Here is a 23,855-nt window from a genome sequence, read left to right as displayed (position 1 = left end):
CGCGCCCTCAAACTCGGAGTTCGACATGCTGTACCTGCGCCGCTTTGCCCGACCTTCAACGCTCGCCCTGGCCGTCACGCTGGGAGCCTACGGCAACGCCTGGGCGCAGCAGCCCGCGGAGCTGGTACCGCCGCCCGTGATCGACGCGCCGGCCAACAAGTCGCCGCTGCCGCTGGACGAACTGCGCACCTTCGCCGAGGTGCTGGACCGCATCAAGGCCGCCTACGTCGAGCCGGTGGACGACAAGACGCTGCTGGAGAACGCGATCAAGGGGATGCTCAGCAACCTCGATCCTCATTCGGCCTACCTCGAGCCCGAGGCCTTCGCCGAACTGCAGGAAAGCACCAGCGGCGAATTCGGCGGCCTGGGCATCGAGGTCGGTCTCGAGGATGGCTTCATCAAGGTGGTATCGCCCATCGACGACACGCCGGCCTCCAAGGCGGGCATCGAGGCCGGCGACCTGATCGTCAAGATCGACGGCCAGCCCACCAAGGGCCTGTCGATGATGGAAGCCGTGGAAAAGATGCGCGGCAAGCCGGGCAGCGAGATCACCCTGAGCATCGTGCGCGACGGCGGCAGCCCGCGGGACATCAAGCTCACCCGCGCGGTGATCAAGGTGCGCAGCGTGCGCAGCCAGATCCTCGAACCGGGCTACGGCTACCTGCGGATCACCCAGTTCCAGGTCAACACCGGCGACGAGGTGGGCAAGGCCCTGGAGCGCCTGAAGAAGGAAAACCAGGGCAACAAGCTCAACGGCCTGGTGCTCGACCTTCGCAACAACCCCGGCGGCGTGCTGCAGGCCGCGGTCGAAGTGGCCGACCACTTCCTCACCGGCGGCCTCGTGGTGTACACCAAGGGCCGCATCGCCAACTCCGAACTGCGCTTCAACGCCGATCCGGCCGACCCCAGCGAAGGGGTGCCGCTGGTGGTGCTGATCAACGGCGGCAGCGCATCGGCCTCGGAAATCGTCGCCGGCGCCCTGCAGGACCACAAGCGCGGCGTGCTGATGGGGACCGACAGCTTCGGCAAGGGCTCGGTGCAGACCGTGCTGCCGCTCAACAACGACCGCGCCCTGAAACTGACCACGGCGCTGTACTACACGCCCAACGGCCGCTCGATCCAGGCCCAGGGCATCGTCCCGGACATCCAGGTCGAGCGCGCCAAGCTCACCCGCGAGCAGGCGGCCGAGGGCTTCCGCGAAGCGGACCTGCAAGGGCACCTGGGCAATGGCAACGGCGGCCCGGACCGCCCGAGCAGCACCCAGGTGGTCAGCGACTCGCCGCGTCCGCAGGACGACGATTTCCAGCTCGGCCAGGCGCTGAACCTGCTCAAAGGGTTGAACCTCACCCGCGGAAAATGACCGGAGTGCGGTTTCTCGCTCCGCTGCTGCTGGCCCTGCTGAGCAGTGCTCTGGCCGCTCAGCCCGCCGCGCCGGCAGCGGGCGAACCCACCGACCGGCACGCGCAGGCAAGCACCGCGCCTGCCCGCCTGACCCTCATCATCGACGACCTCGGCCAGACGCCCAGCCGCGACCGCCGGGTGCTCGCCCTGCCCGGCCCGGTGGCGCTGGCGATCCTTCCCGACACGCCCCACGCCACGCGGCTGGCCGAGGAGGCCCACCGCAACGGCAAGACGGTCATGCTGCATCTGCCGATGGACCCCGCCGGAGGCCGCTATGCCTGGCACCCCGGGCTTCCCGTCGACGAACTGGAGAAGCGGCTCGACGCGGCATTCGACGCCGTGCCCCATGCCCACGGGGTCAACAACCACATGGGCAGCCGCATGACGGCCGACGCCACGGCCATGAGCTGGCTGATGGGCGAACTGCAACGACGCCATCGGTTCTTCATCGACAGCCGCACCAGCACAGCCACGGTCGCCGGCGCCACCGCCCAGCGCGTTGGCCTGGCGAGCCTGTCCCGCGACGTCTTCCTGGATAACGAGCCCACGGCCGAGGCGGTCGCCGCGCAACTCGAAAAGGCCGTGGAGCTTGCGCGCAAGCAGGGCTCGGTGGTGGTGATCGGCCACCCCTATCCCGCCACGCTCGACGTGCTCGAACGCGAACTGCCACGGCTGGCGGCACGCGGTATCGACTGGATAGGGGTGGAGCAGATGATCGCCGTGCGCGGCAACCGGGCGATGGCCGCGCACGGGAAAGGCGGTATCTACCGCTGAGGCGTGTTACAGGTAGCGGCGACGGATCTCGTCGATGGTGCCGTCTGCGCGCATCTGGTTGAGCGCGTTCTGCAGACGCTTGACGACTTCGTCCGGCGTGTCCTTGTTCAGCGCCAGAAACTGCTCGGCATCGTTGAAGCGCAGCGCGGTGACCAGTCCGGCCACGCCCTCCTGCTTGGCCCAGTAGGGGCCGACGGGGTCGGTGGTCGCCCACATGTCGATTTCGCCCCTGAGCAGCTTGGCGACGTTGTCCTGGTCCTTGAGCGCGTTGATCGGCTCCAGCCCCTTGTCTTCCAGATGCTGGCTCACCGAGCCGTTCTTGTAGGCGCCGATCCGGTACTGCCGGGCCTGCTCGAGGGAGGTCAGGCGGATATCGCTGCCGGGGGCGGCGAGCAGCACCCAGCCGGTGTTCGAGAGCGGGCCGACCCATTTGAACAGCGGCTCACGGGCCGGCGTATAGGTGGTGGAGAAGATCGCCTGGTTCGGCTGGCTCAGGACCTGGCTGTAGATGCGGTCCCAGGGAAAGCGCAGCGTCAGGTTGTAGTTGATCTTCGCCCGCTTGAACATCTCACGCACGATGTCCGAGTTGATGCCGGTGATGTTCGCCTCCTGGGCGAAGTTCTTGTTGTCGACCGACATGTTGAACGGCGGGAAATTTTCCGTCAGCACGACAACTTGATAATCGGCCGGCAGTTCGGCCTTGGCAGCGGTGGCGATGAGCGCCAGCAGCAGAATGGACTGGATTCGCTTGAACATAGTGATCCCCATGGTTTCCATGTGCAGTGCACAAAAATTGTCTTTGTTATGTCGACGCCTTGGCGCCGGGCTATTGTCGCACTGGTTAAAGCAAGTTCTACACCAGAACAAACTGTGCCGGCTTCCACGTTTCGGCGCCGATGGCATAGTGCCAGATGGCCGCAGGCAGAGGCGAGAGAGAAAGGTAAACGAGAAATTTGAAGGACAGTTTTCAGCCGCCCGTCACGCATCAAGACCATGCGCCCGAATGCAGTCACGACGCGCACGCCCCATTGCAGGGCGTGCGCGTCCAAAACCGGTCATGACGCTCGCGCCATGAGGGCAGCCGCTCAGAGGTAGCGGTCGCTCACGGCGTCGACGAAGCCCTCGGCGCGCATCCGCTCGAGCGCCTTTTGCAGCCGCTCGACCACGGTGTCCGGCACGTCGCGATTGAGCGCCAGGAAGAGTTCGGCCCGATTGAACCGCAGCACCGTCTTGAGCCCGGTGATCTGCTGCTGGCGCGCCAGGTAGCGGCCTGCCGGATCGCCCGTGGCCCAGAGGTCGATCTCGCCGGCCGCCAGTTTCGTCGCGTTTTCCTGATCACGCAGCGCCAGCACCGGCTCCAGGCCCTGCTGGATCAGATGCTCGGCGATCGCGTCGCCCCGGTAGGCTCCCACGTCGAATGCTCCGGCCTGCGCCAGGGTGCTCAGGCTGATGCGGCTGTCGCCACGCGCCAGCAGCACCCAATCGTCCGGGCCGATCGGCCCTACCCACTTGAACAGCGCCTCGCGCTCGGGCAGGCGCGCCGTCACGAAGATGCCGTAGCCAGGCGTCTCCAGCGCCGTTGCGTACAGGCGCTCCCAGGGAAAACGCAGCGTCAGGGTGTAATCGATGCCGGCACGCTGGAACATCTCCCGCACGATGTCCGCCGCGATGCCGGACACGGCATCGCCCTGGGCGAAATTCTTCCCGTTGGGCGCCATGTTGTACGGAGGGAAGTTCTCGGTCAGCAGGTCGACCTTGTAGTTGGCGGGGACTTCGGCCTGGGCGACCGAGACGAAAAGCAGGGCGCCGATCAGGCCGATCAGCAGACGACGGGGCATTGCCAGGTTCCTCTTTAATGCGCGCCCGGCCAGCAGGCGCATCCTTTTGATGAAAAAAGCTTCCCTGCGCCGCGCCTGAACGCGGCTGCATCGGTAACAGGAAGGGAGCGGCCGCGGCCTCAGCGCATCACGATGCCGCAGCTCGCCAGGTAGGCCTTGGCCTCGGGGACAGTGTATTCACCGAAGTGGAAGATGCTCGCGGCCAGCACCGCATCGGCCTTGCCCTGGAGGATGCCGTCGGCCAGGTGCTGGAGGTTGCCGACGCCCCCCGAGGCGATCACCGGGATGCGAACCGCCTCGCTGATGGCGCGGGTCACGCCCAGGTCGAAGCCGCTCTTCATGCCATCCTGATCCATGCTGGTCAGCAGGATCTCGCCGGCGCCGAGGGCCTCCATCTTCTGTGCCCAGGCCACCGCGTCGAGCCCGGTGGGCTTGCGTCCGCCGTGGGTGAAGATTTCCCAGCGCGGCGTCTCGCCTTCGGCGGACACCTTCTTGGCGTCGATGGCCACGACGATGCACTGCGAACCGAAGCGCTGCGCGGCCTCGCCGACGAACTCGGGGTTGAACACCGCGGCGGTATTGATCGAGACCTTGTCGGCACCCGCGTTGAGCAGGTTGCGGATGTCCTGCACGCTGCGCACCCCGCCGCCCACGGTCAGCGGGATGAACACCTGGCTGGCCATGCGCTCCACGGTGTGCAGGGTGGTGTCACGGTTGTCGACGCTGGCGGTGATGTCCAGGAAGGTGATCTCGTCGGCGCCCTGCTCGTCGTAGCGGCGGGCGATCTCCACCGGATCGCCGGCATCGCGGATGTTCTCGAACTTGACGCCCTTGACCACGCGGCCGTTGTCCACGTCGAGGCAGGGAATGATGCGTTTGGCCAGGGCCATGGCTTTCTCCGAAGGCAGCTCCAAGCCCGCAGGCTTCAAGCTGCACGTAGCACGTGTAGGTGGATCGCGCTTCACCGATCCACCGCAGGTTCAGCGAATCACTCGTCCTTGTACTTCAGGTCGCAGATCGCCTGCGCTTCGGCGACGTCCAGCGTGCCTTCGTAGATCGCACGACCGGTGATGGCGCCGATGATGCCGGGGTTATCGGTATCCAGCAGTTTCTGGATGTCGCCGATGTTGTGGATGCCGCCGGAGGCGATCACCGGGATGCGGCTGGCGTTGGCCAGGGCCACCGTGGCCTCGACGTTGCAGCCCTGCATCATGCCGTCCTTGGCGATGTCGGTGTAGACGATCGCCGCGACCCCGTCGGCCTCGAAGCGGCGCGCCAGGTCGGTCGCCTGTACGCTGCTGACCTCGGCCCAGCCGTCGGTGGCGACGAACCCATCCTTGGCGTCCAGGCCCACGATCACCCGGCCGGGGAAGGCACGGCAGGCCTCGGCGACGAATTCCGGCTCCTTCACCGCCTTGGTGCCGATGATCACGTAGCTCACGCCGGCCTTGACGTAATGCTCGATGGTCTCGAGCGAGCGGATGCCGCCACCGATCTGAATCGGCAATTGCGGGAAGCGCCTGGCGATCGCCGTGACCACTTCACCGTTGACCGGCTGGCCCTCGAAGGCGCCATTGAGGTCGACCAGGTGCAGGCGACGGCAGCCGGCTTCCACCCACTTGGCCGCCATGCTCACCGGATCGTCGGAAAATACCGTCGAATCGTCCATACGGCCCTGACGCAGGCGCACGCAGGCACCGTCTTTGAGATCGATTGCGGGGATGATCAGCATGTCTTTTTCCTTCGGAAAAGAGCCTGAAGCCTGAAGCCCGAAGCCTGAAGCGCATTGGCTTTCCGGCTTTCCGGCTTTCCGCTTCCAGCTCAGGTATTTACCAGCGCCCATCCCAGGCGGCGAAGTTCTGCAGCAGCTGCAGGCCGTGGGTGTGGCTCTTCTCGGGATGGAACTGCACGGCAAAGCGCGAGCCGTCGGCCAGTGCGGCGGCGAAATCCTTGCCGTAGTGTCCGCGCCCGACGACCTGGCGCGGGTTGCCGGCATCGATGTAGTAGCTGTGAACGAAATAGAAGCGGCCATCGTCGGGAATGCTGTGCCACAGCGGATGGTCGACGGCCTGCTTGACTTCGTTCCAGCCCATGTGGGGGACCTTCAGCGCCTCGCCCTCTTCTTGCAGATCCTTGCCGAAGAAGCGCACCTGGCCGGGGAACAGGCCGATGCAGTCGACGCCGCCGTTCTCTTCGCTGCGCTCCATCAGGGCCTGCATGCCGACGCAGATGCCGAGGAAGGGACGGTCGACGCTGACCTCGCGCACCAGCTCGTCGAAGCCCAGGCGGCGGATCTCGGCCATGCAGTCGCGGATCGCACCGACGCCGGGGAACACCACCCGGTCGGCCTCGCGAATCACCCGGGCATCGCTGGTCACCTGCACGCGGCCGGCGCCGACGTGCTCGAGCGCCTTGGCTACCGAATGCAGGTTGCCCATGCCGTAGTCGATGACGGCTACCGTCTGCATTACAGGCATCCCTTGGTGGACGGCATCTGCCCGGCCATGCGCTCGTCGAGCGTCACCGCCATGCGCAGGGCACGGCCGAACGCCTTGAATACCGTCTCGATCTGGTGATGGGTATTGGTGCCGCGCAGGTTGTCGATGTGCAGCGTGACCTGGGCGTGATTGACGAAGCCCTGGAAGAATTCCTGGAACAGGTCGACATCGAAGCGACCGACCACCGCGCGGGTGTAGGGCACGTTCATGTGCAGGCCCGGGCGGCCGGAGAAATCGATCACGACGCGCGACAGCGCCTCGTCGAGCGGTACGTAGGAGTGGCCGTAGCGGACGATGCCCTTCTTGTCGCCGATGGCCTTGGCGAACGCCTGGCCGAGGGTGATGCCCACGTCCTCGACGGTGTGATGGTCGTCGATTTCCAGGTCGCCCTTGCACTCGATGTCCAGGTCGATCAGCCCGTGACGGGCGATCTGGTCGAGCATGTGCTCGAGAAAGGGCACACCGATGGCGAAACGCGCCTTGCCGGTACCATCCAGATTGATCGAGGCCTTGATCTGGGTTTCCAGGGTGTTGCGCTCGACGAATGCCGTACGTTCGGCCATCACCTGCTCCACAAAAGCGATCGGGAAAAGGCTGCCATTATAGGCGTGCGCCGCCTCCCCCGGCTACCGCCGTGCTGGGGCTGGGGTACACTGGCATCCCCGCTCCGGAGCCTGTCATGCCTGTACTCGTCGAAGCCGTCGGCACCCCGTCCGCCCAGGACCGCATCGATCTGGCGAAGATCTACGCCGATGCGCCAGCCTGGTTGCTCGCCCCCTACGACACTGCCGAAGCGCTCATCGAGGCGGGCCTGGCCAGCGGCCGGCTGATCGCCGGGCGCTTCAACGATCGACTGCTGGGCGCGGCCCTGCTGCAACCCGGCGAACAGGCCTGGCAACTGTCGCACCTGTGCGTACGCCGGGTCACCCGCCGCCGTGGGGTCGGCCGGCGCCTGCTGGAAGAGGCCGAGCGCCTGACCGGCGAAGCCGGCAAGACCCTGCGCCTGGCCGCGCCGACCGATCACCTCGAAGCCCAGGCGCTGGCGGCGCGCGCGCATCTGCCGCTGCAGCCTCTGCAACCCTAGTCCCAGGCGCGGAACCGGCGCCCGGCCGGGCGCTCCAAACCTGCCGCGCCTACCGCCGTCACGGGGCAGCGTTATACTCGCCACTTTTGCCACACCTCACAAAGGGACTCTCCATGAAAGCGCTGGGCAAGATCCTGGGTCTGGTCATTCTCGGATTGCTGCTGATACTGGTGGCGCTGGGCTTCGCACTGACCCACCTGTTCGATCCCAACGACTACAAGGACGAGATCCAGCAACTGGCGCGCGAGCGGGCCGGGCTGGAGCTGACCATCAACGGCGACATCGGCTGGAGCCTGTTCCCCTGGCTGGGCCTCGAACTGCACGAGACCACCCTGGCCAGCGCCCAGACGCCGGAGCAGCCCTTCGCCGACCTGCGCATGCTCGGCCTCTCGGTACGCGTGATGCCCTTGCTGCGCCGCGAAGTGCAGATGAGCGACATCACCGTCAACGGCCTGAACCTGACCCTGGTGCGCGACGAGAACGGCCACGGCAACTGGGAAGGCGTCGGCCAGCCAGCGGGCCAGGCGAGCGCCGAAACGCCGCCCGCCGCGCCAGAGGCCGAGCAACCCGCGCCGACCGAAGCCGAGCCGGCACGGCGCAAACCGCTCAAGCTGGACATCGACAGCCTGGCCATCAGCGATGCACGGGTCACCTACCATGACGCGCGCAGCGGCCAGCAGCTCAGCGCCGAAAGCATCGAGCTGAGCACCGGCGCCATCCGCGAAGGCGCGACCATTCCCCTGAAGCTCAGCGCCTTCTTCGGCAGCAACCAGCCGGTCATGCGCGCGCGCACCGAACTGCAGGGCAACCTGCGCTTCGACAACCAGCTGCTGCGCTACTCCCTCGAAGACCTGCGCCTGTCCGGCGAAGCCTCTGGCGAGCCGCTGAACGGCAAGACCCTCGCCTTCAGCGCCCAGGGCCAGCTGCTGGTCGACCGCGCCGCGCAGATCGCCGAATGGAACGGCCTCAAGTTCTCCGCCAACCAGTTGCGCGGCCTGGGCGAATTCAAGGTGCGCGAACTGGAAAGCGAACCGAAGATCGCCGGTGCGCTGTCCATCGCCCCGTTCAACCTGCGCGAATTCCTCGACGGCGTCGGCCAGCAGCTGCCGCCCATGGCCGACGGCAAGACTCTGGAAAAGGCCGAACTGGTCACCCGCCTCAACGGCACGGCCAACAGCCTGATGCTCGAAGATGCCACCCTGAAGCTCGACGACAGCACCTTCACCGGCCAGCTCGGCGTCGCCAACTTCAGCACCCAGGCACTGCGCGTCACGCTCAAGGGCGACCGCCTCAACCTCGACCGCTACCTGCCGCCGGACAGCGAGCAGAGCAAGGCCGCCACCGCCGCCCGCCAGGATCAGGTGCGCAGCACCGAAGCGGCCGCGGTCGGCAATGGCACCACCCCGCTGCCGGACAAGCCCAGCCAGCACGCCTGGAGCGAAGCCGACGTGCTGCCGATCACCACCCTGCGCGCGCTCGACAGCCGCATCAACCTGGTCGTCGACAGCCTCGCGGTGAAGAAGCTGCCCCTCGAAGCGTTCAGCCTCAAGGCCAACAGCCGCGGCGGCCTGATCACCCTCGAAGAACTGCGCGGCAATCTCTACAACGGCCGATTCGAAGCCAACGCGACCGTCGACGTACGCCCGCAGATACCGGTACTGACCGCCACCAAGCGCATCAGCCGGGTGCCGGTCGAGCGCCTGCTGGAAAGCCAGGGCCAGCAGCCGACGGTGCGGGGCCTGCTCGACCTCAACGCCGACCTGCGCACCCAGGGCAACAGCGAGCGGGCCTGGATCGACGGGCTCAACGGCACCCTCGGCTTCACCGTGAACAACGGCGTGCTGGTCGACGCCAACCTCGAACAGCAGCTGTGCCGGGCGATCGCCACCCTCAATCGCAAGAGCCTCTCCAGCGAACCGCGCAGTCAGGACACCCCGTTCCGCGCCCTGCAAGGCAACCTGCTGCTGCGCAACGGCGTGGCGACCAACCCTGACCTCAAGGCGAGCATCCCGGGGATGACCGTCAACGGCAACGGCGACCTGGACCTGCGCGTGCTGGGCCTGGACTACCGCATCGGCATCGTCATCGAAGGCGACAAGGGCGAGATGCCGGACCCGGCCTGCGAGGTCAACCAGCGCTACGCCGGCATCGAGTGGCCGCTGCGCTGCCGCGGCCCGCTGGAAATCGGCGCCAAGGCCTGCCGCCTCGACCAGGACGGGCTGGGCAAGGTCGCGGCCAAGCTCGCCGGCGACAAGCTCAACGAGAAGATCGAAGAGAAGCTCGGCGACAAGGTCTCGCCAGACCTCAAGGACGCCCTCAGAGGCCTGTTCAACCGATGACCCCCGAAGCGTTCGGCGAGGCGGTCCTCGACTGGTACGACCGCCACGGCCGCAAGGATCTGCCCTGGCAGATCGGCATCACGCCCTATCGGGTATGGGTCTCGGAAATCATGCTGCAGCAGACCCAGGCCAGCACCGTGCTCGGCTATTTCGACCGCTTCATGGAAGCGCTGCCCACGGTTCAGGCCCTGGCCGAAGCCGATGAGGACGAAGTGCTGCACCTGTGGACCGGCCTCGGCTACTACAGCCGCGCCCGCAACCTGCACAAGACCGCCAGGCTGATCGTCGCCGAGCACGGCGGCGAGTTCCCGCGCGACGTCGAGCAACTGGCCGAGCTGCCCGGCATCGGCCGTTCCACCGCCGGCGCCATCGCCAGCCTGAGCATGGGGCTGCGCGCGGCGATCCTCGACGGCAACGTCAAGCGCGTGCTGGCACGCTTCAGCGCCCAGAGCGGCTATCCCGGCGAACCGAAGGTCGCGCGCGAGCTCTGGCTGACGGCCGAGCGCATGACGCCGCACCAGCGCGTCAACCACTACACCCAGGCGATGATGGACCTGGGCGCGACGCTGTGCACCCGCAGCCGCCCGAGCTGCCTGCTGTGCCCGCTGCGCAGCGGCTGCCAGGCCCACCTGCTGGGCCGCGAAACCGACTACCCGGCGCCCAAGCCGCGCAAGGCGCTGCCGCAAAAGCGCACCCTGATGCCGCTGCTGGCCAACGCGGATGGCGAGATCCTGCTCTACCGCAGACCGGCCAGCGGACTCTGGGGCGGGCTCTGGAGCCTGCCCGAACTCGACGATCTGAACGCGCTGGCCCCGCTCGCCCAGCGCCATGCCCTGGACCTCGGCGAGCCCCGCCCGCTGCCCGGGCTGACCCATACCTTCAGCCATTTCCAGCTCGCCATCGAACCCTGGCTGGTGCAGGTACGCAGCGCCGCACCCGCCGTGACCGAAGCGGACTGGCTCTGGTATAACCTCGCCGCCCCGCAGCGCCTGGGCCTCGCCGCCCCGGTGAAGAAACTGCTCAAGCGCGCCGCCACCGAACTGAACGCAGGAGTGACGTCATGACCCGCACCGTGAACTGCCGTAAATACAAGGAAGCGCTTCCGGGCCTGGACCGGCCGCCCTACCCTGGCGCCAAAGGCGAGGACATCTACAACAACGTCTCGAAGAAGGCCTGGGAAGACTGGCAGAAGCACCAGACGATGCTGATCAACGAGCGTCGCCTGAACATGATGAACGCCGAGGACCGCAAGTTCCTCCAGGAGGAAATGGACAAATTCCTCTCCGGCGAAGAGTACGCCCAGGCCGAAGGCTACGTACCGCCCAGCGAGTGAGCGCCGCCTCGACCGCACAGCGGCCCGCGATACCGGCGAGCCGCTGGAAGACACCTAAGCGCCCGCCGTAGCTAAATATTTTCCCGGCCTTGCTTGACAGAGCAAAGCCAAATCCGTTTAATGGCGCCCCGTTGCCCAGGTAGCTCAGTTGGTAGAGCAGGGGATTGAAAATCCCCGTGTCGGCGGTTCGATTCCGTCCCTGGGCACCACTGATTTCTCGAGTGGTGCAAGCCACCCGAAACAGAAACCGGCCTAGAGCCGGTTTTTTGTTGCCCGCGTGTTCGCGGCGCCAGCCTTTCGGCCGGGGCAGAGCAGCCCCACCGTCCTCACGCCTAGCTCGGTAATCGAGCCCTCAGGCAACCCGCAGCATCAAGAGCCGCGAAAATACCGGTGAGTATTTGCAGGCAATTGGCCGTCTACCCTTGCACACGCTGCATTTTTATCTCGGAGCCTGTCGCCTCGCCGTTACCGAACTCCGACGAGAAAACCGGACGCCCCAATGGACACGAACAAGAAACTACCCCGCGCCGTCATCCTGCTTCCCGTCTTCATCCCCTCCGTCGTCATCACCTTCCTGCTGGTGGTCGGCACCATCAGCAACCCGGAACTGGCCGGGGAGCTGTTCGACTCGGTGCTGGCCTACATCACCCGCACCTTCGGCTGGTTCTACATGCTGTCGGTGGCGTTCTTCCTGGTGTTCATCGTCGGGATCGCGCTGACCAAGTGGGGCAACATCAAGCTCGGGCCGGATCATTCGGAGCCGCAGTACAGCTTCCCGGCCTGGTTCGCCATGCTTTTTTCCGCAGGCTATGGCATCGCGCTGCTGTTCTTCGGCGTCGCCGAGCCGGTGCTGCACTATTCGACGCCTCCGACCGGCGCACCGGAAACCGTGGATGCCGCCAAGCAGGCGATGCAGATCGCCTTCTTCCACTGGGGCTTCCACATCTGGGGCATCTTCGGGATCGTGGGCCTGGCGCTGGCCTACTTTTCCTTCCGCCACGGCCTGCCGCTGTCGCTGCGCTCGGCGCTCTACCCACTGATCGGCGAACGCATCCACGGCCCGATCGGCCATGTGGTCGACGTGCTGGTCATCCTCGGCACGCTGTTCGGCATCGCGACCACCCTGGGTCTCTCGGTCACCCAGATCAACGCCGGGATCAACTACCTGTGGGACGTGCCGGTGAGCATCACCGTGCAGGTGATAGCCATTGCGGTCATCACCGGCATGGCGATCTGCTCGGTCGTCGCGGGCCTGGACAAGGGCGTGAAGAACCTGTCGCTGCTCAATATCGTCCTGGCCACGATCCTGATGCTGTTCGTGCTGGCGGTGGGCCCGACGATCTTCATTCTGGAAACCTTCCTGCAGAACACCGGCAGCTACCTGAACAACATCATCGAGCGCACCTTCAACCTGCAGGCCTACAGCCGCAGCGACTGGATCGGCAACTGGACGCTGTTCATCTTCGGCTGGACGATTTCCTGGTCGCCCTTCGTCGGGCTGTTCATCGCCAAGATCAGCCGGGGCCGCACCATTCGCCAGTTCGTCTTCGGCGTCATGATCGTCCCCACGCTGTTCACCTTCTTCTGGTTCTCGGTGTTCGGCGATACCGCGCTGCACCTGATCATGGTCGAGGGTTACACCAGCCTGATCAACGACGTGCAGGCCGACCACGCCATCGCGCTGTTCAAGCTGTTCGAGCACCTGCCGCTGACCTCGCTCGCCTCGATGCTGGCGGTGCTGCTGATAGTCACCTTCTTCGTCACGTCCTCGGACTCCGGCTCGCTGGTGATCGACTCGATCGCCGCCGGCGGCGCAAGCCACACGCCCACCTGGCAGCGCGTCTTCTGGGCGACCACCGCAGGCGTCGTCGCCTCGACACTGCTGCTCGCCGGCGGACTCAGCGCGCTGCAGACCATGGCCATCGCGGCGGGCCTGCCCTTCTGCATCCTGATGATGCTGACCGCGCTGGGCATGTGGCGCGCGCTGGTGATCGAAGGGCACCAGCTGAGCCTGCAGAACCAGATGCAGGGCAGCCGGACCTCCGTCGGTGCCGCGCCGGGGGTATGGAAGAAACGGCTGGCCGGGCTGGTCAACTTCCCGGCCCGCGAACCGGTGGAGGCATTCATGTCCACCACCGTGCTCAAGGCGATGCGCCGCGTGCAGCGCGGGCTGCAGGAGCAGGGCTGGCCGGCGCAGGTACACGTCGACGAGCCCAATTCGCGGCTGTATCTGGAGGTGGTCAGGGAGGATCAGCTGGATTTCGTCTACGAGATCCGCCTGATGAGCTATGCGATGCCGGCGTTCGCGCATCCGGAAAGCCCCGACGGCGACGAGCACTACTACCGGGCCGAGGTATTCCTGCGGCGCGGCGGGCAGTCATACGACATCTATGGCTACGACCAGCAGGAAATCATTGGTGACATTCTCGACCAGTTCGAGAAATACCTGCACTTCCTGCACATCTCGCCGGGAAGCCTGCCCTGGAAGATGGAGGAACACGACGAGATGCTCGGCGACACGCTGACCGAGGCCAAGCAGCCTGGGCACTGAGGCCGGTCACAGGCCCGCCGGGTTGCGCCGGATGCCGCTGGGGTCGCCATAGCTGATGCCCGGCGGCGGCTCGTTGTCGGGCATCAGGTCGCTACCGGGCGCGGGGGCGTCGGAAATGTTCGGCCCTCGCACTTCGTAGACCGTCTGCGATGCCGGGCCGAGCAGCTGCTCGATCTGCTGGGCCGATGGCAGCTCGTTGGTCACCTTGGGCTCGAAAAGACGGGTCTCCTCGCCCTGAACACCGCAGGGTCGGTCGGAGAACGTGACATGGCCGTCGCCGCCCACGCATTTGAAGACGGTCGCCGAATGCGCCCAGCCGGGCAGCGCAAGCAGCAAAACCAGAAGAATGCGCATGTCGATAACTCCCATAGCCGTTTGCTGGCGATCCTGACGGACCCGGTGTTTTACCCGCCCGCCCGCTACACTGGCGTGACTGAACGCACAGCGTTCCGACTATAGCCGCGAAAGCCGACAAAGCGTCGTTCGCCATGGTGCCAATTGCAGGCCGCGATCCAGACGGCTCGCACCGCGAACATGCCTGCAACCGAGCCGTACGAGCGCGAAACCGGCTGCACCCGCGCTTGGCTCTAGGCCGCATGCATGCTAGCTTTGCGCCCTCGCCAGGAGGGCGAGCCCTAGGCCGGAGCGCAATCAATCGAACAGCCCGTGAAATATCGTTCTTGGGGTCTGATTAAGAGGTAGGTAGATCAATGGCCGAGGCCATACCCGCACTGGAAATTCGCAATCTGCACAAGCGCTACGGCGATCTGGAAGTTCTCAAGGGCATTTCGCTGACCGCGCACGATGGCGACGTGATTTCCATCCTGGGCTCCTCAGGCTCCGGCAAGTCGACGTTTCTGCGCTGCATCAACCTGCTGGAAAACCCCAACGAAGGGGAAATCCTGGTGGCCGGCGAACAGATGAAGCTCAAGACCGCCAAGGGCGGCGAGCTGGTGGCGGCCGACGCCAGGCAGATCAACCGCCTGCGCAGCGAAATCGGCTTCGTGTTCCAGAATTTCAACCTCTGGCCGCACATGACCGTGCTCGACAACATCATCGAAGCCCCGCGCCGTGTCCTCGGCAAGAGCCGTGCCGAGGCGACCGAAACGGCCGAGGCCCTGCTGGCCAAGGTCGGCATCGCCGACAAGCGCCACGTCTATCCCGCACAGCTGTCCGGTGGACAGCAGCAGCGCGCCGCGATCGCCCGCACACTGGCGATGCAGCCGAAGGTGATCCTGTTCGACGAGCCCACCTCGGCGCTGGACCCGGAAATGGTACAAGAAGTGCTTAATGTCATCCGTTCGCTCGCCGAAGAGGGACGGACCATGCTGCTGGTCACCCACGAGATGAACTTCGCCCGGCAGGTGTCCAGCGAAGTCGTCTTCCTTCATCAGGGGCTGGTGGAGGAACAGGGAACACCCGAGCAGGTCTTCGAACGCCCGGAGTCGGCGCGCTGTAAACAATTCATGTCTAGCCATCGCTAAAACTGGAGCAACAACAATGAAGAGCTTCCACAAGATCCTCCTCGCCGCGGCCGTCACCCTGGCCTGCGGCAGTTCGTTCGCGGCGGAGAAGCTGCGCATCGGCACCGAAGGCGCCTACCCTCCCTTCAACCTCATCGACGCCAGCGGCCAGGTCGTAGGCTTCGATCTGGACATCGGCCACGCCCTCTGTGCCAAGATGAAGACCGAGTGCGAAGTGGTCACCTCCGACTGGGACGGCATCATCCCAGCCCTGAACGCCCGCAAGTTCGACTTCATCATCGCCTCCATGTCGGTGACCGAAGAGCGCAAGCAGGCGGTGGACTTCACCAACCCCTACTACACCAACAAGCTGCAGTTCATCGCGCCGAAATCCAAGGATTTCAAGACCGATGAAGCCAGCCTCAAGGGCAAGGTGATCGGCGCCCAGCGCGCCACCATCGCCGGCACCTGGCTGGAAGACAACCTGGGCCGGACCGTCGACGTGAAACTGTACGACACCCAGGAAAACGCCTACCTGGACCTGGCCTCCGGTCGCGTCGACGGCATCCTCGCCGACACCTTCGTGCAGTGGGAATGGCTCAAGAGCGACGCCGGCAAGAACTTCGAATTCAAGGGCGAGCCGGTCTTCGACGACGACAAGATCGCCATTGCCGTACGCAAGGGCAACGATGAGCTGCGTGAGAAGCTGAACAAGGCGCTGGAAGAAATCCTCGCCGACGGCACCTACAAGCAGATCAACGACAAGTATTTCCCCTTCAGCATTTACTGACCCGCCTGACCGCTGCCCGGCCCCTTTCCGGGCAGCGGTGCTTTTCGAGTACACATGATTCCTGACCTTCACGGATTCGGTCCGGCACTGATTGCCGGGACCTGGATGACCATTCAGCTGGCGCTGGCATCGCTGGCCCTGGGCCTGGTGCTCGGGCTGCTCGGTGCGCTGGCCAAGACTTCGCCCTACGCCTTTTTCCGTTGGCTCGGCGGCACCTACTCCACCATCGTGCGCGGCGTACCCGAGCTGCTCTGGGTACTGCTGATCTATTTCGGCACCATCAATCTGGTTCGCGGCCTGGGCGAACTGGTCGGCATCCAGGACCTGGCGCTCAGCCCGTTCGCGGCCGGCACCATCGCCCTCGGCCTGTGCTTCGGCGCCTACGCGACCGAAGTGTTTCGCGGCGCGCTGCTGGCCATCCCCAAGGGCCATCGTGAAGCCGGCCTGGCACTGGGCCTGGGCAAGCGGCGGATCTTCTGGCGGCTGATCCTGCCGCAGATGTGGCGCCTGGCCCTGCCGGGCCTGGGCAACCTGTTCATGATCCTGATGAAGGACACCGCGCTGGTCTCGGTGATCGGCCTCGAGGAAATCATGCGCCGCTCGCAGATCGCCGTCACCGCGAGCAAGGAGCCGTTCACCTTCTTCCTCGTCGCCGCCTTCATCTACCTGGGCCTGACCGTCCTCGCGATGATCGCCATGTACTTTCTCGAAAAACGCGCCGGACGCGGTTTCGTCAGGAGCGCCGCATGACCTGGGAAATCTTCATCCGCTGGCTGCCGAGCTTTCTCGAAGGCGCCTGGCTGACCCTGCAGCTGGTGGGGCTCTCGGTGATTGCCGGACTCATCCTTGCACTGCCATTGGGCATCGCCCGCTCGTCACGCGTCCTCGCGGTGCGTGCCCTGCCCTACGGATACATCTTCTTCTTCCGCGGCACGCCACTGCTGGTGCAGCTGTTCCTCGTCTACTACGGCCTGGCGCAGTTCGAAGCCGTGCGTGAAAGCGTGCTCTGGCCCTATCTGCGCGACCCGTACTGGTGCGCGGTCATCACCATGACCATGCACACTGCCGCCTACATCGCCGAGATCCTGCGTGGCGCCATCCAGAACGTACCGGCCGGCGAAGTCGAAGCGGCGCGGGCGCTGGGCATGTCCCGCAGCCAGGCGCTGCTGCACATCATCCTGCCGCGTGCCGCGCGCATCGGCCTGCCGGCCTACAGCAACGAAGTGATCCTGATGCTCAAGGCCAGTGCCCTGGCCAGCACCATCACCCTGCTGGAACTGACCGGCATGGCGCGCAAGATCGCCGCCCGCACCTACATGCACGAAGAGATGTTCCTCACCGCCGGCCTGATCTACCTGGTCATCGCCTTCGTCCTCATGCAGGGCTTCAAACTGCTCGAGCGCTGGCTGCGGGTCGATGCCTGCCAGGGCCGCTGACCGCCCGCTGCGCTTGCCGCGGCGGGGTGTCGTCGGGCGCCGCTGAACAACGTGGCGCCGTCAACCGGGACATTGGCGCGGTTCGGCGAGCTGGACGCCTTCCTGCTCGCCCATCAGGCACTTTGGCGCCCGCGCCCCTTCACCTGCCTCCGCCTGCCGTGGGAAGCCGACCACCCGGACTGGTCGGCCTGGCTACGCGCCCGCTCGCTGGACGATGCCGAACGGATCGCCCTGCAGGGCCTGCCCGGTGACGCGCCGCCGAACCTCGGCCAACTCGCCACCCGCGCCGCCGAGCTTTCACGGCTCGACGAACTGCCCGCGAGCACGCGAACGACAGGCGCGCCACGCCAGTCGGTAGACGTGCCCGGCCGCAAATGGGAACAGATACAGGCCTTCGCCGGGCGCCTCGGGTTCACCGAACCGCCACGGCACTGGCTCGACTGGTGCGCCGGCAAAGGCCACCTGGGCCGCCTGGTGGCCTATCCCGACATGCCCCTGACCTGCCTGGAATGGGACGCGGCGCTGGTCGCCGAAGGCGAGCGACTGAGTCGCCGCCTGAACATCGCGGCCAGCCATCGCCAGCAGGACGTGATGGCCGAGAACGCAGCCACCTGCCTCGAGCCAGGCCACACCCCCATCGCCCTGCACGCCTGCGGCGACCTGCACGTCAGGCTGATGGAGCTCGCCATGAGCCGCGGCTGCCGCCAGCTGGCCATCGCCCCCTGCTGCTACAACCGCATCGAAGGCGATCGCTACCAGCCGTTGTCCCAGGCCGCTCGCCGGTCTGCGCTGACCCTGAGCCGCGACGATCTCGGCCTGCCGCTCAGCGAAACCGTCACGGCCGGCGCCCGCGAGCGACGCCAACGCGACCAGTCGATGGCCTGGCGCCTCGGCTTCGACCTGCTGCAACGCCGGCTGCGTGGCACCGACAGCTACCTGCCGACGCCGTCGCTCCCCAGCGCCTGGCTGCGCAAGCCCTTCGCCCAATACTGCCGCGACCTCGCCTCGCTCAAGAACCTGGGCAACGTCGACGAACAGGACTGGAACGCACTGGAAGACGCCGGTTGGCAGCGCCTGGCCCAGGTGCGCAACCTCGAAACGGTCCGCAACCTGTTCCGCCGTCCGCTCGAACTCTGGCTGCTGCTCGACCGCGCGCTGCGTCTCGAAGAAAGCGGCTACCGCGTGCGCCTCGGCACCTTCTGCCCGACCAGCCTGACCCCTCGCAATCTGCTACTGCTCGCCGAGCGCCCCTGAACACCGATTCGACGCGTTGCGAAGAAAGCCAGCAAATCCCCAGCAATCAACGGTTTACTAGCCCCGTGCAATGGATATAATGGCGACCCTTCATGCCGGTATAGCTCAGCTGGTAGAGCAACTGACTTGTAATCAGTAGGTCCCGGGTTCGACTCCTGGTGCCGGCACCACGAATTCACGAAAAGGCTCACCGCAAGGTGGGCCTTTTTCGTTTCCGGGCTTTTGGGTCTAGAGGATTGTCGATGCTCGGTACCCGCCGCATGGCGCGTCAGCCGAGCAACGCGTCGCGCTGCTCGGCCCATTTCAACAGGGCGTCCAGCGCCGGGCACAGCGCCTGTCCCCAGGCCGTCAGGCGGTACTCGACTTTCGGCGGGACTTGGGGGTAGACGGTGCGCGAGACGATGCCGTCGGCTTCCAGCTGGCGCAGTTGTTGCGCCAGCATCTTCTGGGAAATGCCGGGAATCAGCCTTTCCAGGTCGGAGAAGCGTTGCACCTTGCCGTCGAACAGGTGGAACAGGATGATCAGTTTCCACCGACCCTCCAGTAGCTTCAGGATGTTTTCGACACCGCTTGCGGCCGTGTCCGGCGTGTAGATGGTCATGGGGTAGTTACTTACTTTTAGGTGCGTTCTTGTCGATAGGTTAGTGGATGGCGACACTGTAAAGCCACCCCCTGACAAGGTGAATCTGACATGACCGAGCCGCTGCCTTCGCCAATCGCAACCTTCTTCGCCCTCAGTAACGGACCAGCACAGCCACCGTTGCACCCGTGCTTTTCCACCGATGCGGTCGTTGTCGACGAGCGACGTACCCACGTCGGCCACGACGCCATCAGCGCATGGCTGGACGAAGCGCGGCGCCTCTATCGCTTCCAGGCCGAGCCGTTGGAACAGCGGGAACAGGACGGCAAGGTCACCGTGATGGCCCGTGTATCCGGCACCTTTCCGGGCTCCCCGGCACGGTTGCGCTACGTCTTCCACCTGAACGGCGATCGGATCGATCGCCTGGAGATCGACTGATGAGCATGAACCTGGAGCTTGCCGGCAAACGCGTGCTGGTGACCGGTGCCAGCCGTGGAATCGGTGCGGCCGTGATGCAGCGCTTCGTCGAGCAAGGCGCGCAGGTCCTGGCCGTTGCCAGGCACGCGTCGACATCGGTAATCGGTGCCACCTTCATCGAAACCGACCTGACCAGCGCCGACGGCTGCGCGGACGTGGTGGACAGGGTGCAGCGCCTCGGCGGCGTCGACATCGTCGCTCACGTACTGGGAGGCTCATCCGCACCAGGCGGTGGCTTTGCCGCCTTGTCCGACGAGGAATGGGAGCGGGAATTAGCCCTGAATCTCTTCCCGGCGGTGCGCCTGGATCGGGCGCTGGTTCCGGACATGGTGGCCCGGGGAGCCGGCGTGGTGATTCACGTGGCCTCCATCCAGGCACGAATGCCTCTGCCTGAATCGACGACCGCCTATGCGGCCGCCAAGGCAGCCCTGAGCGCCTACAGCAAGAGCCTGTCCAAGGAAGTGACGCCCAAGGGCGTTCGGGTGCTGCGGGTGTCCCCCGGCTGGGTCGAGACCGAGTCGGCCGTGGCTCTGGCCGAACGCCTGGCCGAGCAAAGCGGCACCGACTACGAGGGTGGCAAACGGATCATCATGGACGCGCTCGGCGGTATCCCCTTGGGGAGGCCGGCCAGGCCAGAGGAAGTGGCCGACCTGATCGCCTTCCTGGCATCACCCAGAGCAGCGGCGATCAGTGGAACGGACATCACCATCGATGGCGGCACGGTCCCGACGGTCTGAGGTCGAACCGACCGCTGATGCCCGATCGGCCGGCGCCGCAGGGGAAGGCTCATTCGGCCGCCTCGGGCCGGGCGGCCACCACCTGCATAACCGCATCGCCACCCCGCAGCCGGGTGGAGACCTTGACGGAGGCGTCCGTGACCAGAGCGGTCACGATCGTTGCCGTCGTGAAATACGCCCTCTCGGTGGCGATGCGCTGCCCAGCGGGATAACCGACGTCGAAGCTCATCGCCGCCTCGCCGCCCGTTTTGAACGTCCGGCTGGCGCCCGGCGGGATAACGCCCAGCGCTTTGCTTGCCCGGTTCCATCGCGCCGTGACGTCGACTTCGACGCTCGCCTGGTTCTTCACCACCACTGTCGGCGTCGCCAGATAGGCTGCGGTGGCAACCACCGCCCCGGCGGCGAGCACCAGGCCCATAACCACAACGATGAATTGCTTCAGCATCGTTCGCGCCTCTGTTCACACAGGCGCAAGCAAAGGCGTATAGCTCCGCCTGTACAGCCTGTTGCCGAGCAACCTGAGGACGCCATTGCGCGCCGGCGTGGGCAGGGTGCGCATCCTGTCCCGCGCCACGCATTGTCGCTGCACCCAGTCGACCCGCGGGCGGCGTCTGGCCGTGTAGGCGGCAAGCGCGGCGTCGGGACTGCCGGACGCCGCGAGGACCTCGGCCAGCACCAGCGCATCCTCGATCGCCATCCCGGCGCCCTCGGCCATGCTGGGCGAGGAAGCGTGCGCGGCGTCGCCGATGAGCACGACGCGGCCGCGGGTCCAGTCGTCCAGCACCACCTGCCTGATCCTGCCGAAATGGACCGGCGTGTCCGGTGGCACATCGGCAATCAGCGGAAACAGCGGCGCCGCGAAACCCTCGAACAGCCCCGCCAGGGAGGTGTGGGCGAGCGATTCCTGGATATCGGCCTCCGCTATCGCCAGGTCGGCATACAGGTAGACCTGCTCCGCGCTCACGGGAATCGCCAGCAGGGTGCGTCCAGCGCCCAGCATGGCCGTCCAGCCTTCGATGCCCGTGGTGTTGCGCGCCATCAGGCGCCAGCAGACGTTCCCGACATAGGCGGGCTGCACGCCCGGGACCATCAGTCCACGCACGGTCGAATCGATGCCGTCCGCGCCGATGACCAGGTCGTAGCTGGCCGTCGTGCCGTCGGAAAACGCCACCTCGCACCCCTGGCCCGACGGCGTCAGTCCTTCCAGCGAGACGCCGAAGCGAACGCTCGTGCTGCTCAGCGAGTCGCGCAGAAGGGCATGCAAGGCCGCGCGCGGAAGCGAAAGGCATGGACCACAAGACGCCCAGACATCCTGCGTCCGGGTGAGGGTCAACGGCCGGCCACGGCTGTCCAGTATGCGCTGCGAGGCGATCACGACAGCCGCCTCGCGAACCGCCTCGTGCAGGCCGAGCTGACCCAGCGCCCGGGCAACGTTGCCCGGCAGATAAAGCCCGGTGCCGCCCGAGAGTTCATCGGGACGGCGCTCGACCAGCTCGGGTCGATAGCCCTTGAGCTCGAGCGCCCGGGCCATGGAAAAGCCGGCGATGCCGCCGCCCACCACCAATATCCTCATCGTCCGCATCCTTTCATCGTCGGTTATTGACCCAAAGAGACCGCTTCACGCGTGGCAGGCCGCTCGGCAACGCGCCTAGAGCCCATGGTCGGCGCGGATCATGTCGGCGGCGCGCTCGCCGATGACCACGCAGGGCGCCATGGTGTTGCCGATCGTGATCCGCGGCATGATCGAAGCATCGGCGATGCGCAGGTTGTCGATGCCGTACACCCGCAGCCGATGATCGACGACCGAGTCGGCGTCCCGCCCCATCTTCGCTGTGCAGGACTGGTGCCAATAGGTGACCGCCGAGTCACGAACGAACTGCTCCATGGCGCGACGGTCCCGCTGGCCGGGCACGACCTCCCGCTTCACCAGCCGCCCGAATGCCGGGTGGTTGCCCAGCTCGCGGCACAACTCGACGGTCGACAGTGCGGCCGCCATGTCCTCCGGCTCGCTCAGCGCGTTCGATTCGATGAGCATCCTGTCCAGCGGGCCGGCCCCTGACAGGCGCAGACGTCCCCGGCTCCTGGGGCGGGCCAGGCCGGCAAACATGGTCCAGCCGTGTTCGGGAGCGGCGATGCCGACCTCGGCCGGGGACGGCACGGCGAACTCGAGCTGGAAGTGCAGAAGATCCGGAGCGTCGAGGCGCGAATCGCTTTTCCAGTACAGCTTGGCTTCGCATCCGCCGCCGCCGACTTCCTGCGGCTGCAGGTACTCCCAGGTACAGCCGAAGGCCACATGGTCCTGATGATTCCGGCCGACGCCCGGCAGGTGCTGTACCACGTCGATGCCGTGCGCCCCGAGTTCCTCCTCCGGGCCGATGCCCGATTGCATGAGCACCTTGGGCGTGTTGATCGCCCCCAGGCACAGGATCACCTCGCTGCGCGCCTCGATCGTCCTGGGCGCTCCGTCCACCAGCACCTCGACGCCGGTCACCTTGCGGCCTTGCAGCCGCAGGCGGGAAACGAGCGCATGGGGCAGTACCTTCAGGTTCGGCCGATGCGGACGCTGGAGAATGTAGGCCTGATACATCGACTGCCGCTTGCCGTCGCGAATGCTCAGGTCGGCGATCGCGGCACCGCCCGGCCCCTCCATCATCGCCCCGTTGGAGCTGTCGAACCGCGGAATGCCCAGCAGGCCGGCGGCCTCGACCGTGACCTGGGCCAGTGGCTGCGGCGCAACGGGAGGCGCCACGTGCACGGGCCCGCCCGAGCCGCGACGCTGCGGGTCAGCGGCGCCCTGCCAGTCTTCGATTCGCCGGTAGTAGCCGAGTACCGACGCGTAGCCCCAGGCAGGATCGCCCGATTGCGAAGCGAAATACTCCCAGTCGGACTCATGGCCTCGCGCCCAGACCATGACGTTGATGCTCGAGCCGCCGCCCAGCCCCTTGCCCATGTTCAGGGGCAGACGGCGGCCGTTCAGGTGTGGCCCCGGCTCGCTTTCGAAAGCCCAGTCGCGCTCGGTGCCGAGGTTCAACGGCCAGCTGCCGGGCTCTGTCGTCGCCGGGCAGACGCCATCGCCGCCCGCCTCTATCAGCAGGACCCGGACTTCGGGTCGCTCGGCCAGCCGCGCCGCGACCACGCATCCAGCGGAGCCCGCTCCGCAGACGATGAAGTCATAACGTGAATCGAGATCGGCCGCATCGGCCTTCAATGGCCGATGCGGATTGACGGAATCGCTACCCATGGAATGTCGTCCTCAAAGAGAGTATCTGGAACCTGGCTTCGCCCAGGTCATTCGCCTTT

25 protein-coding genes and 2 tRNA genes are annotated in these 23,855 nt (G+C 66.0%); 16 read left to right on the top strand and 11 right to left on the bottom strand.

Annotated features, from left to right (window positions below; all coding sequences use genetic code 11):
• The first annotated feature begins 25 nt into the window (after positions 1–25).
• Both DN824_RS01895 and DN824_RS01890 read left to right on the top strand, forming a co-directional pair.
• Positions 26–1,360, top strand: a complete 1,335-nt coding sequence (locus tag DN824_RS01895) for a S41 family peptidase (RefSeq protein WP_138406698.1) — start codon at positions 26–28, stop codon at positions 1,358–1,360.
• Between the two features lie 5 nt (positions 1,361–1,365).
• Positions 1,366–2,175, top strand: a complete 810-nt coding sequence (locus tag DN824_RS01890; protein WP_414718391.1) for a divergent polysaccharide deacetylase family protein — start codon at positions 1,366–1,368, stop codon at positions 2,173–2,175.
• 6 nt (positions 2,176–2,181) lie between these two features.
• Here the strand turns inward: DN824_RS01890 and DN824_RS01885 are convergent, their stop codons facing one another.
• From DN824_RS01885 to hisB, 6 genes are all read right to left on the bottom strand, one after another.
• Entirely contained in the window at positions 2,182–2,931 is a 750-nt protein-coding gene (locus DN824_RS01885; protein WP_138406696.1) for a substrate-binding periplasmic protein, read from the bottom strand.
• 329 nt (positions 2,932–3,260) lie between these two features.
• Positions 3,261–4,013, bottom strand: coding sequence for a substrate-binding periplasmic protein (locus DN824_RS01880; protein WP_138406695.1), 753 nt, complete (start codon positions 4,011–4,013; stop codon positions 3,261–3,263).
• A gap of 119 nt (positions 4,014–4,132) precedes the next feature.
• Positions 4,133–4,903: an imidazole glycerol phosphate synthase subunit HisF gene (gene hisF / locus DN824_RS01875; protein ID WP_138406694.1), complete on the bottom strand. Its 771-nt coding sequence runs from the start codon at positions 4,901–4,903 to the stop codon at positions 4,133–4,135.
• Between the two features lie 98 nt (positions 4,904–5,001).
• Positions 5,002–5,745 carry a 1-(5-phosphoribosyl)-5-[(5-phosphoribosylamino)methylideneamino]imidazole-4-carboxamide isomerase gene (gene hisA, locus DN824_RS01870; RefSeq protein WP_138406693.1) on the bottom strand — a complete coding sequence of 248 codons (744 nt, stop codon included), beginning with the start codon at positions 5,743–5,745 and terminating at the stop codon, positions 5,002–5,004.
• Positions 5,746–5,842: 97 nt separating this feature from the next.
• The gene (gene hisH / locus DN824_RS01865; RefSeq protein ID WP_138406692.1) at positions 5,843–6,481 is read right to left on the bottom strand and encodes an imidazole glycerol phosphate synthase subunit HisH; all 639 of its coding nucleotides are present in this window, start codon (positions 6,479–6,481) and stop codon (positions 5,843–5,845) included.
• Complete coding sequence (gene hisB, locus DN824_RS01860) at positions 6,481–7,074, bottom strand: imidazoleglycerol-phosphate dehydratase HisB (RefSeq protein ID WP_138406691.1); 594 nt, start codon at positions 7,072–7,074, stop codon at positions 6,481–6,483. The genes hisH and hisB overlap by 1 nt, the downstream gene beginning before the upstream one ends.
• A 116-nt stretch (positions 7,075–7,190) precedes the next feature.
• Here hisB and panM point away from each other — a divergent pair, with 116 nt between their 5' ends.
• The 6 genes from panM to DN824_RS01830 all read left to right on the top strand — a co-directional run bounded on the left by panM (position 7,191) and on the right by DN824_RS01830 (position 13,818).
• Complete coding sequence (gene panM / locus DN824_RS01855) at positions 7,191–7,595, top strand: aspartate 1-decarboxylase autocleavage activator PanM (protein ID WP_138406690.1); 405 nt, start codon at positions 7,191–7,193, stop codon at positions 7,593–7,595.
• A 113-nt stretch (positions 7,596–7,708) separates the two neighbouring features.
• Complete coding sequence (locus DN824_RS01850; protein WP_138406689.1) at positions 7,709–9,934, top strand: AsmA family protein; 2,226 nt, start codon at positions 7,709–7,711, stop codon at positions 9,932–9,934.
• Positions 9,931–10,998, top strand: coding sequence for an A/G-specific adenine glycosylase (gene mutY, locus DN824_RS01845; protein ID WP_138406688.1), 1,068 nt, complete (start codon positions 9,931–9,933; stop codon positions 10,996–10,998). Before DN824_RS01850 ends, mutY begins: the two co-directional genes overlap by 4 nt.
• Entirely contained in the window at positions 10,995–11,267 is a 273-nt protein-coding gene (locus DN824_RS01840) for an oxidative damage protection protein (RefSeq protein ID WP_138406687.1), read from the top strand. The genes mutY and DN824_RS01840 overlap by 4 nt, the downstream gene beginning before the upstream one ends.
• Before the next feature lie 133 nt (positions 11,268–11,400).
• Positions 11,401–11,476 (top strand) — tRNA-Phe (locus tag DN824_RS01835).
• A gap of 290 nt (positions 11,477–11,766) precedes the next feature.
• Complete coding sequence (locus DN824_RS01830; RefSeq protein WP_138406686.1) at positions 11,767–13,818, top strand: BCCT family transporter; 2,052 nt, start codon at positions 11,767–11,769, stop codon at positions 13,816–13,818.
• Positions 13,819–13,824: 6 nt separating this feature from the next.
• Here DN824_RS01830 and DN824_RS01825 read toward each other — a convergent pair whose 3' ends face one another.
• Complete coding sequence (locus DN824_RS01825; protein WP_158295364.1) at positions 13,825–14,172, bottom strand: DUF4124 domain-containing protein; 348 nt, start codon at positions 14,170–14,172, stop codon at positions 13,825–13,827.
• A 356-nt stretch (positions 14,173–14,528) separates the two neighbouring features.
• Between DN824_RS01825 and DN824_RS01820 the strand changes: the two genes are divergently transcribed.
• The 6 genes from DN824_RS01820 (at position 14,529) to DN824_RS01795 (ending at position 18,931) form a co-directional block, all read left to right on the top strand.
• The gene (locus DN824_RS01820; RefSeq protein ID WP_138406684.1) at positions 14,529–15,302 is read left to right on the top strand and encodes an ABC transporter ATP-binding protein; all 774 of its coding nucleotides are present in this window, start codon (positions 14,529–14,531) and stop codon (positions 15,300–15,302) included.
• Between the two features lie 16 nt (positions 15,303–15,318).
• Positions 15,319–16,071 carry an ABC transporter substrate-binding protein gene (locus DN824_RS01815; protein WP_138406683.1) on the top strand — a complete coding sequence of 251 codons (753 nt, stop codon included), beginning with the start codon at positions 15,319–15,321 and terminating at the stop codon, positions 16,069–16,071.
• Positions 16,072–16,125: 54 nt separating this feature from the next.
• On the top strand, positions 16,126–16,821 hold the full coding sequence (locus tag DN824_RS01810; protein ID WP_138406682.1) for an ABC transporter permease: 696 nt from the start codon (positions 16,126–16,128) through the stop codon (positions 16,819–16,821).
• A complete protein-coding gene (locus DN824_RS01805; RefSeq protein ID WP_138406681.1) occupies positions 16,818–17,507 on the top strand; it encodes an ABC transporter permease in 690 nt (229 codons plus the stop codon). The genes DN824_RS01810 and DN824_RS01805 overlap by 4 nt, the downstream gene beginning before the upstream one ends.
• Before the next feature lie 51 nt (positions 17,508–17,558).
• Positions 17,559–18,761 (top strand): methyltransferase, encoded by a 1,203-nt coding sequence (locus DN824_RS01800; RefSeq protein ID WP_138406680.1) that lies wholly within the window; start codon positions 17,559–17,561, stop codon positions 18,759–18,761.
• A 94-nt stretch (positions 18,762–18,855) separates the two neighbouring features.
• A tRNA-Thr gene (locus tag DN824_RS01795) sits at positions 18,856–18,931 on the top strand.
• A gap of 98 nt (positions 18,932–19,029) precedes the next feature.
• On the opposite strand, the gene DN824_RS01790 is transcribed toward DN824_RS01795, so the two are convergent.
• Positions 19,030–19,362, bottom strand: a complete 333-nt coding sequence (locus DN824_RS01790) for a winged helix-turn-helix transcriptional regulator (protein ID WP_138406679.1) — start codon at positions 19,360–19,362, stop codon at positions 19,030–19,032.
• A 90-nt stretch (positions 19,363–19,452) separates the two neighbouring features.
• Between DN824_RS01790 and DN824_RS01785 the strand changes: the two genes are divergently transcribed.
• Positions 19,453–19,779 (top strand): nuclear transport factor 2 family protein, encoded by a 327-nt coding sequence (locus tag DN824_RS01785; RefSeq protein ID WP_138406678.1) that lies wholly within the window; start codon positions 19,453–19,455, stop codon positions 19,777–19,779.
• Positions 19,779–20,555, top strand: a complete 777-nt coding sequence (locus DN824_RS01780; protein ID WP_138406677.1) for an SDR family oxidoreductase — start codon at positions 19,779–19,781, stop codon at positions 20,553–20,555. The genes DN824_RS01785 and DN824_RS01780 overlap by 1 nt, the downstream gene beginning before the upstream one ends.
• A 49-nt stretch (positions 20,556–20,604) precedes the next feature.
• Here the strand turns inward: DN824_RS01780 and DN824_RS01775 are convergent, their stop codons facing one another.
• The 3 genes from DN824_RS01775 to DN824_RS01765 form a co-directional block, all read right to left on the bottom strand.
• The gene (locus DN824_RS01775) at positions 20,605–21,000 is read right to left on the bottom strand and encodes a hypothetical protein (RefSeq protein WP_138406676.1); all 396 of its coding nucleotides are present in this window, start codon (positions 20,998–21,000) and stop codon (positions 20,605–20,607) included.
• 15 nt (positions 21,001–21,015) lie between these two features.
• Complete coding sequence (locus DN824_RS01770; protein WP_138406675.1) at positions 21,016–22,113, bottom strand: FAD-dependent monooxygenase; 1,098 nt, start codon at positions 22,111–22,113, stop codon at positions 21,016–21,018.
• 90 nt (positions 22,114–22,203) lie between these two features.
• Positions 22,204–23,796: a GMC family oxidoreductase gene (locus DN824_RS01765; RefSeq protein ID WP_138406674.1), complete on the bottom strand. Its 1,593-nt coding sequence runs from the start codon at positions 23,794–23,796 to the stop codon at positions 22,204–22,206.
• Between the last annotated feature and the right edge of the window lie 59 nt (positions 23,797–23,855).

This window comes from Stutzerimonas nosocomialis (assembly GCF_005876855.1).
Lineage (GTDB): Bacteria > Pseudomonadota > Gammaproteobacteria > Pseudomonadales > Pseudomonadaceae > Stutzerimonas > Stutzerimonas nosocomialis.
This window is presented reverse-complemented; position numbering and strand designations above follow the sequence as displayed.

Bases quoted from the DNA above. Each gene is read 5' to 3' on its own strand.
- DN824_RS01815 (WP_138406683.1), top strand. From the start codon at position 15,319: ATGAAGAGCTTCCACAAGATCCTCCTCGCCGCGGCCGTCACCCTGGCC.
- DN824_RS01805 (WP_138406681.1), top strand. From the start codon at position 16,818: ATGACCTGGGAAATCTTCATCCGCTGGCTGCCGAGCTTTCTCGAAGGC.
- DN824_RS01790 (WP_138406679.1), bottom strand. From the start codon at position 19,362: ATGACCATCTACACGCCGGACACGGCCGCAAGCGGTGTCGAAAACATC.
- panM (WP_138406690.1), top strand. From the start codon at position 7,191: ATGCCTGTACTCGTCGAAGCCGTCGGCACCCCGTCCGCCCAGGACCGC.
- DN824_RS01825 (WP_158295364.1), bottom strand. From the start codon at position 14,172: ATGCGCATTCTTCTGGTTTTGCTGCTTGCGCTGCCCGGCTGGGCGCAT.
- DN824_RS01895 (WP_138406698.1), top strand. From the start codon at position 26: ATGCTGTACCTGCGCCGCTTTGCCCGACCTTCAACGCTCGCCCTGGCC.
- DN824_RS01765 (WP_138406674.1), bottom strand. From the start codon at position 23,796: ATGGGTAGCGATTCCGTCAATCCGCATCGGCCATTGAAGGCCGATGCG.
- hisA (WP_138406693.1), bottom strand. From the start codon at position 5,745: ATGCTGATCATCCCCGCAATCGATCTCAAAGACGGTGCCTGCGTGCGC.
- DN824_RS01780 (WP_138406677.1), top strand. From the start codon at position 19,779: ATGAGCATGAACCTGGAGCTTGCCGGCAAACGCGTGCTGGTGACCGGT.
- DN824_RS01830 (WP_138406686.1), top strand. From the start codon at position 11,767: ATGGACACGAACAAGAAACTACCCCGCGCCGTCATCCTGCTTCCCGTC.
- DN824_RS01820 (WP_138406684.1), top strand. From the start codon at position 14,529: ATGGCCGAGGCCATACCCGCACTGGAAATTCGCAATCTGCACAAGCGC.
- mutY (WP_138406688.1), top strand. From the start codon at position 9,931: ATGACCCCCGAAGCGTTCGGCGAGGCGGTCCTCGACTGGTACGACCGC.
- hisH (WP_138406692.1), bottom strand. From the start codon at position 6,481: ATGCAGACGGTAGCCGTCATCGACTACGGCATGGGCAACCTGCATTCG.
- DN824_RS01775 (WP_138406676.1), bottom strand. From the start codon at position 21,000: ATGCTGAAGCAATTCATCGTTGTGGTTATGGGCCTGGTGCTCGCCGCC.
- hisF (WP_138406694.1), bottom strand. From the start codon at position 4,903: ATGGCCCTGGCCAAACGCATCATTCCCTGCCTCGACGTGGACAACGGC.
- DN824_RS01880 (WP_138406695.1), bottom strand. From the start codon at position 4,013: ATGCCCCGTCGTCTGCTGATCGGCCTGATCGGCGCCCTGCTTTTCGTC.
- DN824_RS01840 (WP_138406687.1), top strand. From the start codon at position 10,995: ATGACCCGCACCGTGAACTGCCGTAAATACAAGGAAGCGCTTCCGGGC.
- DN824_RS01850 (WP_138406689.1), top strand. From the start codon at position 7,709: ATGAAAGCGCTGGGCAAGATCCTGGGTCTGGTCATTCTCGGATTGCTG.
- DN824_RS01885 (WP_138406696.1), bottom strand. From the start codon at position 2,931: ATGTTCAAGCGAATCCAGTCCATTCTGCTGCTGGCGCTCATCGCCACC.
- DN824_RS01810 (WP_138406682.1), top strand. From the start codon at position 16,126: ATGATTCCTGACCTTCACGGATTCGGTCCGGCACTGATTGCCGGGACC.
- DN824_RS01785 (WP_138406678.1), top strand. From the start codon at position 19,453: ATGACCGAGCCGCTGCCTTCGCCAATCGCAACCTTCTTCGCCCTCAGT.
- hisB (WP_138406691.1), bottom strand. From the start codon at position 7,074: ATGGCCGAACGTACGGCATTCGTCGAGCGCAACACCCTGGAAACCCAG.